General features: G+C 63.0%; 11 protein-coding genes, 1 tRNA gene and 1 pseudogene. 3 read left to right on the top strand and 10 right to left on the bottom strand.

Going from position 1 to position 12281, the window contains the following annotated elements; all coding sequences use genetic code 11:
- From C4S70_RS17550 to C4S70_RS17515, 8 genes are all read right to left on the bottom strand, one after another.
- Positions 1 to 1220 (bottom strand): site-specific DNA-methyltransferase (locus C4S70_RS17550; protein WP_104009393.1); only part of this gene is annotated, 1220 nt, incomplete at its 3' end.
- Between the two features lie 867 nt (positions 1221 to 2087).
- Entirely contained in the window at positions 2088 to 2576 is a 489-nt protein-coding gene (locus C4S70_RS19260) for a helix-turn-helix domain-containing protein (protein WP_104009392.1), read from the bottom strand.
- 127 nt (positions 2577 to 2703) lie between these two features.
- Positions 2704 to 3114 (bottom strand): DUF6362 family protein, encoded by a 411-nt coding sequence (locus C4S70_RS17540; RefSeq protein WP_104009391.1) that lies wholly within the window; start codon positions 3112 to 3114, stop codon positions 2704 to 2706.
- Between the two features lie 3 nt (positions 3115 to 3117).
- Positions 3118 to 3522: a hypothetical protein gene (locus C4S70_RS17535; RefSeq protein ID WP_146064257.1), complete on the bottom strand. Its 405-nt coding sequence runs from the start codon at positions 3520 to 3522 to the stop codon at positions 3118 to 3120.
- A 49-nt stretch (positions 3523 to 3571) separates the two neighbouring features.
- Complete coding sequence (locus C4S70_RS17530) at positions 3572 to 4345, bottom strand: helix-turn-helix domain-containing protein (protein WP_104009389.1); 774 nt, start codon at positions 4343 to 4345, stop codon at positions 3572 to 3574.
- The gene (locus C4S70_RS17525; RefSeq protein WP_104009388.1) at positions 4342 to 4713 is read right to left on the bottom strand and encodes a hypothetical protein; all 372 of its coding nucleotides are present in this window, start codon (positions 4711 to 4713) and stop codon (positions 4342 to 4344) included. Before C4S70_RS17525 ends, C4S70_RS17530 begins: the two co-directional genes overlap by 4 nt.
- A complete protein-coding gene (locus C4S70_RS17520) occupies positions 4710 to 5105 on the bottom strand; it encodes a hypothetical protein (protein ID WP_104009387.1) in 396 nt (131 codons plus the stop codon). Before C4S70_RS17520 ends, C4S70_RS17525 begins: the two co-directional genes overlap by 4 nt.
- Positions 5102 to 5332, bottom strand: coding sequence for a helix-turn-helix transcriptional regulator (locus tag C4S70_RS17515; RefSeq protein ID WP_235003882.1), 231 nt, complete (start codon positions 5330 to 5332; stop codon positions 5102 to 5104). The genes C4S70_RS17520 and C4S70_RS17515 overlap by 4 nt, the downstream gene beginning before the upstream one ends.
- 439 nt (positions 5333 to 5771) lie before the next feature.
- Between C4S70_RS17515 and C4S70_RS17510 the strand changes: the two genes are divergently transcribed.
- Positions 5772 to 6263, top strand: coding sequence for a hypothetical protein (locus tag C4S70_RS17510; protein WP_104009386.1), 492 nt, complete (start codon positions 5772 to 5774; stop codon positions 6261 to 6263).
- Here the strand turns inward: C4S70_RS17510 and C4S70_RS17505 are convergent.
- Positions 6248 to 7447 carry a tyrosine-type recombinase/integrase gene (locus C4S70_RS17505; protein WP_104009385.1) on the bottom strand — a complete coding sequence of 400 codons (1200 nt, stop codon included), beginning with the start codon at positions 7445 to 7447 and terminating at the stop codon, positions 6248 to 6250. The two genes, C4S70_RS17510 and C4S70_RS17505, sit on opposite strands and share 16 nt — an antisense overlap.
- Positions 7448 to 7663: 216 nt before the next feature.
- Between C4S70_RS17505 and C4S70_RS17500 the strand changes: the two genes are divergently transcribed.
- Entirely contained in the window at positions 7664 to 11506 is a 3843-nt protein-coding gene (locus C4S70_RS17500) for a hypothetical protein (protein WP_104009384.1), read from the top strand.
- 168 nt (positions 11507 to 11674) lie between these two features.
- Here the strand turns inward: C4S70_RS17500 and C4S70_RS17495 are convergent.
- Positions 11675 to 11751, bottom strand: a tRNA-Met gene (locus tag C4S70_RS17495).
- A 72-nt stretch (positions 11752 to 11823) separates the two neighbouring features.
- Here C4S70_RS17495 and C4S70_RS17490 point away from each other — a divergent pair.
- Positions 11824 to 12210 (top strand): annotated as a pseudogene (locus tag C4S70_RS17490) (transposase); the annotation flags it as partial.
- Positions 12211 to 12281: the final 71 nt, after the last annotated feature.

The raw sequence follows: 12281 nt of genomic DNA, 5'->3' as shown, positions 1-12281 counted from the left end.
CCATCGAGGATCGCGTCCTTGCCAGTCTCCGCCTGCCAGCGCTCGACGGCGACGTCGACATAGGCTGGGCTGATCTCCATCGCGAAGACGCGGCGGCCGTTGGCCTCGCCCGCCATGATCTGCGAGCCGGAGCCCGAGAAGGGCTCGTAGCAGAGGCCGCCGCGCGCCACATGCTGGCGCATGGGGATCCCGAAGGCGTCGAGCGGTTTCGGTGTCGGGTGATCCGGGCGCTCGTCCTTCGCAAAGGACGGCATCTCCCAGGTCGAGGGAAGCGTTTCCTCGGCCACTTTCGGCGGCCGGTTCGGGCGGCGCCAGCCCATGAAGCAGGGCTCGTGCTTCCAGAGGTAGTGGGAGCGGGTCAGCACCCCGCGATCCTTCACCCAGATGATCTGCTGATGGACGAAGGCCCCGGCCTTCTCCCAGCAGGCTTCCAGCATCGCCTGGCGGCGGGAGGCGTGCCAACAGTACCAGGCGGCATCCTCGGTGATCGCCTCGGCGACCGCCGCAGCGATGAAACCATCGTAGAGCTCGGCGCCTTGGCTGCTGTCGTCCCAGGTGACGCCGTAGCTCTGGCTCCAATCCTTGTTGCGCGTCGGGTGGTTGGAACCGTCGTAATCGACGAGATAAGGCGGATCGGTCGCGAACAGCACCGCGCGCTCGCCGTTCATCAAGCGGCGCACATCCTCATGGTTCGTGCTGTCGCCGCAGAGCAGCCGGTGATCGCCGAGAATCCAGAGGTCGCCCGTCCGCGACACCGGGTTGCGCGGCGGCTCGGGAACCACGATGGGCGCGCGCCCCGTTTCCGGGTCGTCCTCCCCGTCCAGATCCGCAAGAAGCTCGTCGAGCTCGAGGTCCGAGAACCCCGTCAGCTCGAGCTCGAAGTCCATGTCCTCGAGCGCGCGAAGCTCGGCGCGCAGGAGTTCTTCGTCCCACCCGGCATTCTCGGCGATCTTGTTGTCGGCGATCACCAGCGCCCGCCGCTGCGCCTCCGTGAGGTGCCCGAGGGTGATGACCGGAACCTTCTCGAGGCCAAGCCGCTGCGCCGCGAGAAGCCGGCCGTGACCCGCGATGATCACGCCCTTTCCGTCGGCAAGGATCGGATTGGTGAAGCCGAATTCCGCGATCGAGGCCGCGATCTGGGCGATCTGCTCCTCGGAATGGGTGCGGGGGTTGCCGGCATAGGGCGTGAGCGAGGCAAGCGGGCGCTGTACGATCTTCATGGGCACATAAAGAAACCCGCCGGGCGCGAGGCGCGGCGGGTGAGGTCTGGGAGGAGAGAGTTCCGTGAGCGATGGGCGGTGTTCGTCCGATCTTGCCGTAAATCCTGCCTGATCGGGGCCGTTTTGTCGCGCCAGAAGTTCGACGCTTTCGGCCATGTCAGCGCGCGACCGGACAGGTGCGAACCACGCCCCGGTTCGCACCCTGCGGGTTCGCACCTTGGGTTCGCACCTTCCGACGATGCGGTGGGAGAGACCGTGAGGCGGCGAAGAAGTCTGAAAAGTCCTGATTTCTGCGGGAATATCAGCCGATTGGGGGGCGCCTTCGCGGAAGGTCCGGCTCGATCACCACCCGTCGTCGGGTGCGAACCCGGGCCGGGATGCGAACCCAAAAATCTTTCCTGACGCTGGCGTTGAAACGGGCGCCGCCCTCCCGCATACGTCCGCCGCGACGGAGGAACCAGGGGCGGGGGCCTCAGAGATCGTCGATGTGCTCACGCAGGATGTTGGCTGAATCGAGGAGCCCGTTGCTTTCCATCCTGAGCAAGCGATCCCCAGTCGCGATTTCGGGACGTTCAAGGCGATCGCTTTACGGGAATTCCCGTATTGCGCGTGCCTCGCGACAGCGGGGAGGTGGCGAGTTGCGAATCGCCCTATACGGGATTTCCCGTATAGCGAATGCATTCTCGCGTCCCGGAGAGATGTTACGTCCTCCCTCACACCGTCAGGAGGCATTCACGAAGGCCTCGTGCCAGCCTCTGTTGGTGTGCCCGCTCAGCGCGACTCCCAACTCATCGGGACTGGCCATGGAGTGGCAAGGGAGGAAGGGCTGGCTGCGCCGGCGATGGTGAAGCGGTTGGCGAACACGCCTCAGATCAGGTCCGCGTCAGCCGCCATGAGCTCGTCGAGCGCGCGGGTCCTCTCTTCGTCTCGCTTGCGCTTGAATTCGAACAGATCGGTCGCCCGGATCCGGCGGTGCCGTCCGATCATCTCGAAGGGGATGCCGCCGGGGTTGTCCTCGCTGCGGAGAAGCTTGATGAGATGCGGCCGCGAGACGTTCAGAATGTCAGCTGCCTGCTGTGTGGTCAGCATCTTGCTCACCGGGATCAGGGTAACGGCGTCTCCGTCGGAGATGTGGCGCAGGAGCTCGATGAAGAGCTGGGCGAGATGCGGCGACAGGATGATCTCGGCCTTCCTGCGCGTTTCGGGATCGACGAACGAAACGGCCACGCCTTCTTCCGTTCTCGCTTCGGTCATGGCGGTTACAAGCAGACGCCGCAACTGATCCGCCGCCGCCCGATCAGTATCCGTCGGAAGCCCGTCCCCGAATTTCCTGGCCAGATTGGCGTTGATGGTCATCGCATTCTCCCGAGGCGATACGCATTGGCTCGCAGCCGCCCGTTCTCCGCAGATAGGACAGCCCGAGGATAATCGCAATATTCGAAACAGGCAAAGAATTCGTGAAGACGGCCTGCGTCTCTTTTCGTCAGCCCCGCGCCTCCAGCTTCTTCGCGATCGTCGCCAGCGCCGCCACCCAGCGGCGCCAGGCAGTCTGGCGCACGCATCCGGCGCGGATGGCGACCTCGCGCCAGCGCAGCCCCTCCGCGCGCCACCAGAGGATCTGCGCTTCCTCCACCGGCACAAGGCGCAGCCAGTCGAAACATTCCTCCATCTGCTGGATGTCGGCAGGAGAAGGGCGCACCCGCAGGCGCGCCTCGTGCCAGCCGTAGGCGTCCTTGGCCTCGTGGATGTATTCGGGCCAGGACCGGCCATAGCCCCGCGGCCCCGAGCCCGGCGGATCAGGCAGGCGGCGGAGCGTCCGGGCCGCCTCCTCGAGGCGGTCGGCGATCTCCGAGGGGCTCAGGCCGCCCCTGCCTGCGGGTCTCCTGCGCGCCATGGCCTATCTCCAGTCCCGTTCCCGCCGCGCCAGCTGCTCGCGCAGCGCCGCGAGCTCGGCGCTGGAGATAAGCCCGCGCCGCAGCATCTCGTCGGCAATCGCCCCCCGCAGATGCGCGGCGGCGAAGGGCTCGCCATTGCGGATGCGCTGGGCGGTGATGGCCGCGTCGTCGAGGCGCCAGTCGGCCGGCGCCTCCCGCACCGGGCCCAGCGCGACATGCGCCTTGCCTGCCGCCGCCTCGACCTCGCGCACCGTCGGCCAGCAGCGGGTCGTGGCGCTGCGGTCAAGCTCGTCGCACAGGGCCGTGACCCACACCTCCACCTCCCGCTCCGGCATGTGGCGCAGGGCGGCGGCGAGAAGCGCATCGGCCTCGCGCTGGGCGGCCTCGGGCTTGTCGCGAAGGTGCATGGGTGGCGCGTAGCGCTCGAGCCAGGCGTTGAACGCGCGCGACACGATCTCACGCCCCGCCATCGCGCGCCTCCCGGTTCGGGATTTCCTCGGGAAGACGCGCGCGGATGGGCGGCGATGCCTTGCGGGCACGGCGCTTGCGGGGCGCGAGCGGCGCTTCGGCTTTCGCCGCGGCGAAGGCCCGCATCGCCTCGCGAAAATAGCGGAAGCTCCGGGGCGGGGCGGGCGCGCGGCGCATGACGTCGGCGATCACCGCGACGCAGTCATCCTCGGTAAGCCCGAGATCGGACTTCCAGCGCTCGGCCTCGACCATGTCAGCAGCCGTCCCGAGAGGGGCGTCCTCGCCGGCAATCACCCCGCTCTCGGGATCGGCGCCCAGCGCGGCCAGAAGACGGGCGCGGAAATCGCCCGCCTCTTTCATCATCATCCTCCTTACGGGTTCTATTACAAGGTTAGTGTCGCAATCTGAGACACGGGATTCGTCCGATTTGAGACACGGGCCGTGTGTCAAATCGAGACACGGCGGCGTTTCCGGCGCCTCATCGAACTCGTCCTCGAAGGCCAGAAGGTAGCGGGTGGCGAGCACGCGGCCGGTGGCCGGATCGGTCCGGCGCACGCGGCGGATGAGGCCCATGTCTTCCAGCGCCGCAAGGTGGCGGTTGACAGAGGCGCGCGACATCTCCGCGTCGCGCGCGAGGCTCTCCTGAGAGGGAAAGCAGCCGTAGTCCGGGTTGTGCCGGTCGGCGAGATACCACAGCACGAGCTTGGTCGCCGGTTTCAGGCCGCGCTGGCGGATCGCCCAGGTGGTTGCGTAATGGCTCATCGCGCGCCCTCCTCGAGGGGAAGCGCGAGGCAGGCGTCCTCCGGGCAGCCGGCAAGATGTCCGTTCCCCTCGCGGTTAACGAAGCGGTCGCAGGCCGGGCAGCGGCGACGCGCCTCGCGGACGCCGTCGGGAAGCATCGCCGTCCAGAGCGTGAGCATGCCCGGCTCGTAGACCGAGACGACGATCTCCCCGCGCCCATTCAGCCGCACCTCGACCCAGCCGTTGCCCGCATCGGTCGCTGCCACCAGGCATTCGCGGCGGGCGCAGAACTCCCAGCCACGGGCACCGTCGATGAGCTGCTGCCCTTGGGCCGGGCCTCCCTCCGCCCGCACCCACTCCACGGCGGCCCAGATCCTGTCGCGCATCATGGCAGGCCCCTCCAGCCAAGTGCGGCGAGCACGATCCCCGCCAGCGTGCCCAGTGACCAGAACAGCGCCTTGCGCTGGGAGCCAGACGGCTGGCCCGTACTGCGCAGGCGCGCGAGGCGGTTCCGCACCAGCCCATGCACCGCCGCCGCGCGCTGGGCTTCGGAAGGCTCGGCGGCCGAGAAGCCCGTGCGCGGAGGCATCGGGCGAGGCGCCTCGCCGTCATCGAGGCAGCGCATGATCTCCGTGGCGCGCACCACGTCGATCCAATCACCATGCACCAAAAGCCAAGTCGCCGCGTCACGCAGATCGTCGTCGGAGTGCAGGTCGGGGCGCTCGAGGATGCGGCGCGCCGATTCCCGCGTGAACCTGTCCTTCGCTACCCACCCTCTCATTTGACCGGCCTCCGCTCCTGCGCCTCGAGCCAGGCGAGCACGGCGGCGCGACGGTAGATCACCCGCCTGCCGACGCGCACATTGGGCGGGCCGATGCGGCGGGTCTCCCAGCGCGCCAGCGTGTCCACCGAGACGCCAAGCTCGCGGGCGAGCTCCTCACGACTGAACCAGCCGTCGAGAAGCCGGGTCTCATGTTCGGGGCGGTTGTCGATTTCCATGTCGCTCATGCGATCCTCCTCGTCTGCGAACGAGACCGAGGACATTCGAGTGCCCCGGGTGGCGTCGCGGCAAAACCGGCGGGCGGACTCGCCACCCCTCTCAGGCCACAAGCCAAGTCATCGGGCACTGCTACCGGAGCGAGATTTCCACATTGACTCGCTCGCGTGGACCGTGCGCAAAATCGGCCCCACAGGGCTTATGGGCAAGAGATTCGAGCAGGTCCACCGGACCTGAACCGACGGGCGTTGCATGACCCGCTGGCAGGTCGGATCAACCGCGATTCCGCGGAGCGGTGGCGTGCGCGCATTTCGACCCCGTCTGCCCTTGGACCGGACAGAGAGGAGGAAATTGCGCATGAGCGGCTCGGGGTCTCGAGTTGTCATTTCGGTTGAACGCGTTGCCGCGCGGTGGGGATGCACCTACGCTGACATCGGCGGATGGGCCGCCATGGAGCGGCTCACGATCGTCACCGGAATTTCGCCGGTGATCTGCTGCGGAGAAGAGGTCGCGGGCCTGGTCGAGGTCGCTTCGGCCGACATCCTGCCGCTGTTCCTCCGCGAGGGCCGCTCGGACGAGCCGGCGTATCTCAAGCGGATCCGGCCGCTCAGCCAGAAGGACAAGTGGTGCACGGTTACCGAGCCCGCCGAAGGCATTTGCGTGACGCTTGCCGATCTTGCGATCCTGCGCAGCGATGCCGACCGGTTCGAGATCGAGGAAGGGCTCGTCCTCGTTCGCGCCGGTGGCGCGATCCGCTATGACTGGGAGCAATTGGGATACGGACTCGTGGCGCGGGTGGCGAAGGACGGCGCGCCGCCCAGCCAGTCGGAGCTTGTGCGCTGGGCGCAGGACTGGTTCGCCACGCGCGGCGATGTGCCCGACGAGAGCACGGTGCGGCGCCGGCTGATGCCGCTCTGGCGCGAACTTCAGGGTCCGGCCTGACGGTCGCCCACCACCTTCGGCCGTGGCCGGAGCATTTCGGCCACGGCATCCACCCCGCCACGCAGAGGTGCATCGGCAAGATGCGCGTAGCGCTGGGTGGTCTGCACCTGCGCATGGCCGAGCAGCTTGGCCACCATCTCGAGCGAGGCGCCCCTGCTGACAAGGAGCGAGGCGAAGGTGTGGCGCAGATCGTGGATGCGCACATCCTGAAGCCCCGCGGCTGCGCGGATTCGGTGCCAGCCACGCCGGATTTCCTGCACAGGCTGGCCTTCAACCTCGCCGGGGAAAAGCCACGGGCAGCCCTCCGGCACCACCAGACGGCGCTGGCGCACGATGGCCGCGACCTCCTCGGAGATCGGCAGGCGGTGGATCTTGCGCTGCTTCGTCATCGAGGCGGGCTTCGTCCAGGTCATGTGCTCGAGGTTGAAATGCTCGAAGCGGGCGCAGCGCACCTCGCCAAGCCGCGCGCCGGTGAGCATGCACATGCGGATGATACCCACCGTCCGGTCGTCAGGGTCCGCCTCGAGCGCGGCGGCAAGGCGCTCGAGTTCCTTACGGGTCAGGAAGCGCTCGCGCTCATGTTCGAGTCGCCTGCGGAAGGAAGAAGCCGGGTTGTCTTTGCGCATGCCCCACTCGATGGCGAGGTTGAACATCTTGCGCAGCACCTCGCCGGTGCGGTTGGCGCGGACGGGCTTGGGCCTGTCCTTCCTTTTCGGATCGACCGTGCCCTCGGCGATCATGGTCAGAAGCTGGTTCACGTCGCGCGGCTCGATCTCACCCACCGGCCGGTTGCCCCAGTGGGGCATGACGTAGCGGTGGAGCATGGATTTCTGATCCGAGGCGCTGCGCCGCGCCAGATGTGGCAGATGCTCTTCCTCGTAGCGTGCGATCAGCTCCGCCACGGTGGCGCCGGCCTTGCGCTTGCGCTCCTCGGTCGGATCGATGCCGAGGTCGATCATGCGCCGAAGCTCCCGCGCCCGTTCCCGCGCGGCGGTGACGCTCCAGGCGGGCCATTCTCCGATGCGGATCGAGATCTGCTTCCTGCCAAGCTGTGTCTCGAAGCGGAACACCTTGGTGCCGTTGGGATAGACCCGCACCCCGAAGCCGGTGATCTTGTCGTCCTTCACCCGGTAGCGGCGGGGTTTCGGCTCAAGTCCCTTCAGGCAGGCTTCCGTCAGCTGCATCGGCACAGGTCTCCTCGACGACACATGAGGCGTGTGTTGCGCGTCGAATCAACCTATGAGTGGGAGGAAGGGGTGGCGTCGCGGCGGAACCGGCGGCGGGGTTGCCCCGGCAAGTTGTAGGGAGGATACCGAGATGGATTGCACAACGCACGCGCAGTAAATTAGCACCGGACTCGACTTGGCAATCGCCTTCGCTTTTTCTGGGAGACTATCCGGTTGACCATCCTTGAGCTCGATAAAGATGCGCTGCTGGGTTTGTCCGATAGCCAACTTGAAGAACTGATTGCACGCTTGGCCGAGGCAGAAATCGCGGCGGCCGGGTACAGCCCGGCATGCGTTTTCTGGGGCGGATCAACAACCGCCCCGGATGGGGGCGTTGACGTTCGAGTCGTTGTACCGGCAGAACGGTTGAATTCCGGGTACATCTTCCGCCCAAACACGATTTTCCAAGCAAAAACGCACTCCATGCCTGCAGGTCGGATCAGGCAGGAGATGTGCCCAAACGGCACTCTTTCCCCTATCATCGCACGCCAAGCTGAAATCGGAGGCAGCTATGTAATCGTTAGCCTAGCCGACGATTGCACCGATTCCCGGAGAAAAGACCGTTTGGATGCCATGCGGAGCTTGCTGGACGACGTTCCCAACAAGGACCAGATCCATCTGGATTTCTACGATCGATCCAAACTGCACCAATGGCTACGACAGCATCCATCGGTCATGCTCTGGGTTCGTGGCGCGTTAGGGCAAAGCCTTTCAGGATGGCGCCCGTTTGGCCCATGGAGCAACCCGCCCGCTGGTGCTGATGATACCTTGATCCTCGCGCCTGGCATTTCAGTCACCCTGCCGACCGGCGAGAAACTGGATCTCCAGAATGCCATAGAGCCCGTGCGCAACCTTGTCCGCAAGACAACAAAGGCCATACGGATCACGGGATTATCGGGCGTCGGGAAAACCCGGTTCGTCCAGGCCCTGTTCGAAGACGATGTTGGGGAAAAGGCTCTGGACCGGACCCAAGCCGTGTACGTCGATATAGGTGCCAACCCTGATCCTTCCGCCAACAGAATGCTGGACATGTTGATTGCAGAAAATTGTCCAGCCATCATGGTCATCGATAACTGCCCACCGGACCTGCACTCAAGACTGGCATCTCGCGTATCATCAGCCGGATCACGGATTTCTCTGATTACCGTCGAGTATGACATCAGAGATGACAAGCCCCAGACGACGGAAGTGGTCCAGATTACGGCCGATGGGCCGGATATCGCCGAACAATTGGTGTTCCGCCGATTTCCCACTATCGGCCAAGTCAATGCGAGGAGGATAGCAAATTTTGCTGACGGCAATGCGAGGGTTGCATTGGCCGTAGCCGAGAGAGCGGAAGACGGAGAATCACTGGCTCATCTTTCTGACGCGCAGTTGTTCGACCGGCTGTTCCACCAGAGAAATCAGCCCGAAGGCAACCTGCGCCAGCATGCCGAAATCCTGTCGCTCGTGTATTCCTTTTCGGTGAAATCCCTGGATGTGGAAGTCGACGAACTTGCCGTTCTCGGGGAGATTGGCGGCATTTCGCGGGAACAGCTCTTCCGTTCCACGTCAGAGCTCCTCCGCCGGGGAATTGCCCAGCAACGTTCCCATTGGAGGGCAATCCTTCCGCACGCCATTGCGAACCGTCTTGCGAACGATGCACTTGCGAATGTGCCGATCGAGACTCTGCTGCGAACTTTCGAGGCCCCGGGAAGGGAACGGCTGCTTCTGTCGTTTGCCCACCGACTGGGGCTGATGCATGACCATCCCGTGGCGCAGCAGATCGTCAAATCGTGGCTGGTCGCAGGGGGCCGGTTGAGACAGGTTTCCGCCTTGGACGACATGAACGCGCGGATTCTCGACTATATCGCGCCCGTCGCACCCGAGGCCGTCCTCGAGCGGATCGAGGAAGAGACGAATTCTCCAGAATTCTCCGGGTTTGATTCCATTCGAAACCTCCGAAGAACCACCATTCTCCGCATACTGCAGTCGCTTGCATACGAGCCCGCGCTTTTTGATCGGTGCATCCGCCTGCTTGTTCGCGTGGCGGATTTCGAAGACGGATCAAACTCCTGTGATGCCGTTACGGACAGAATCGTTCGATTTTTCCAAGCGTATCTGTCCGGCACACACGCATCTCTCGAACAGAGATTGGCATGGGCGAAAAGCTTTCTGAGCTCGAACAGTTCGAGGCGGCAAAGTCTTGGCCTGCGCATGCTCGAAACGGCACTCGGCGGACCTCCCTGGCTCGGTGACGGATCCATCGATTTCGGCGCACGGCCACGCGATTTCGGTTACAGTCCCAACTACGAAGAACTCGCTGATTGGCGCAGGCGTTTCCTTTCCCTCGCCGTGGAGTTTGGCAATTTGCGCGACGTGGATCTTGCCAGCAAAACCAGGGCCGTTCTGGCCCAGAAATTCCGGGGCCTGTGGGACCAGCAAGATATCCGGGACGATCTAATAAAGGCAGCAAGAACGCTAAATCGACACCATCCATGGGTTGAGGGCTGGAAAGCTGTGCGGTCAATCATCTACTTCGATTACAGGAAGAAGGCAGGAGAAGAGGAAATCGAACCCATTCCCGGTAGCCTCGCGTCTCTCGAAGCCGAACTGGCTCCAAAAGACTTGATGGCCAAGATCATGACCTACGTCCTTGGGAAGGGCCATCGCTGGGAGCTGGATGATGAGTTCGACGACAGCGATCCGAATAAGTACAGCGAAGCCGACAAAAGGTTGGCAGCAAAGGTAGAGGAGCTTGGAGAGGAATTTGCACGCTCCTGCCAGCCGATTGAGACGTTACTCCCGGGCCTGTTTTCAACTGAGTGGATGGCTTATCGCCACGCTTTCGGCCGGGGATTGGCGAAAGGCGCTTTCGACCAGCAGGAAACATGGTCCCGACTTGTTGAGGCATTTCATCGACATGAACCGGACAAGTGCAACTTCGCTGTCCTGAGCGGTTTCATGGAAGCGCTCGATGAAACCGATCGCTCCACCGCCCAGGCACTGCTGGACCAATGCCTCGACGACGCACTGCTGCGACCCATTCTTGTCGGTCTGCACCCGGCGGGAAGTTTCGACGAAAAGGACTTGGATCGGTGCATTTCAGCCCTTGAGCACCCCGATGTGACCGGCTTCTTGTATGGCGACCTCCTGTGGCGAGATTCCTATGCTGGTATTCCCCAAAAGCGCTTGCGGGAACTTGCAGAACGCTTACTGGACAAGCCCAACGGTGACGCAATCGTGTTGGATGCTCTCTCGATGAAACTTCATCGGGCTTCCCCGGCCAAGGACGCGCTGGGCCGCGAGTTCCGCCGTATCGGGCTGAAGGCTGCAGCGCGCATAATTAAACGAAGCCGCAATGACCCCGGGGGCACGATTGACCACGCTCTTGAGAAGGTCATCGAAGCCGCGCTCTCTTTCGACGGAAACGAAGATCTGAAGACGGCTTGGCTTGATGCCATTTTTTCGGTGATCGACGAGCGGCACGGATATGTTCATTCTTTCGAAAATGCAGTTCGTGTCACAGCTGCCAAGTGCCCTGAAGAATTCCTTGATCGCGTCTTTTCAGGCGATGAGGAAACTCAGCGCACGCGAATATTTCTCTTGGAGCGAGGTGGATTGGACAAAACTTCGCTGGGAGCCATTGCAGGTGATACACTGATCGAATGGTGCAACCGAAACAGAGCTCCGGAGGTCTGGCGAACCGTAGCAGCGAGCATCAATCCTTGGGTTGAAGATGGCACCAATAACCGAGTCGAGTTAAGTGAACAGGCAATAAAATTCCTCGAGGCGGCTCCTAGTCCGGACGAAATCCTGGGAGCCTATGCCAGCAAGATTGCACCCATGTTCTGGTCTGGTTCTCGAGCGGACATAATGGAAAGTAGGCTCGGTGCTCTGGAGTCCTTGATGGTTCATTCGAACGAGGCGATTGCCTCGGCGGCAGAAAGCATAGTCCCAGAGGTGAAGAAGCAAATTTGTAGGGAACGAGAAGCGGAGAGAAGCCGCGATGAAGAACGCGAGCAGACCTTCGAATGAAGCGATGGGGAGGCAATTACCGCCAACGTAGCGCCAACCGCCGGGGTCAAATCGGCCGACGTGTTCCGACTTTGTTTGCGGTTTGTTGCGGCCGAATGCGGTGAATGTTCTCGCGCCGATTTGCCGCCAAAGCTGGCTTAAGGCTTTGTAATGTTTGGGGAAATTTGTTGGTTGCGGGGGCAGGATTTGAACCTGCGACCTTCAGGTTATGAGCCTGACGAGCTACCGGGCTGCTCCACCCCGCGACAGTAGTTCGTAGATAACTGCGATTCTTCAGAGGCTCAAGACCAAAATGGGCAGTGTTCCGTGAAGTGGTGGAGGAAGTGGCGTCAACCTGCTTCTTCATGGCTGGTGTGACCACCAGGAGACCACGAGATGGATTGATCCGTCATTCGGGTCGCGGCAGCCAGTATTGCTCTGTCGATTACCAGGCCGAGCTTCGGAAACAGGGCTTCCCGATCTCCATGAGCGGCAAGGGCAACTGCTACAACAACTCGATGGTCGAAGCCTTTTTCAAGACCATCAAGTCGGAGCTGATCTGGCCGGTGGCCTGGAAATCCCGGCAACGGGCCGAAAACGCCATCGCCAGATACATCGACGGGTTTTATAACCCGATAAGACGGCACTCGTCACTCGGCTTCATAAGCCCCGTTCAGTTCGAACGAAAGGCTGAGCTACTCCCCGAAAATCGGACGCTGACGTAGGCTACAAATTGCTGTCTGCTGATCTTCGACGAAGATGAGATCAGAGATGTCGAAACGGAAGCAGCATTCGC

The sequence above is a fragment of the Jhaorihella thermophila genome (genome assembly GCF_900108275.1).
Lineage (GTDB): Bacteria > Pseudomonadota > Alphaproteobacteria > Rhodobacterales > Rhodobacteraceae > Jhaorihella > Jhaorihella thermophila.
Note: the sequence above shows the minus strand (reverse complement) of the source record. Positions and strands in the feature narration are given on the sequence as shown.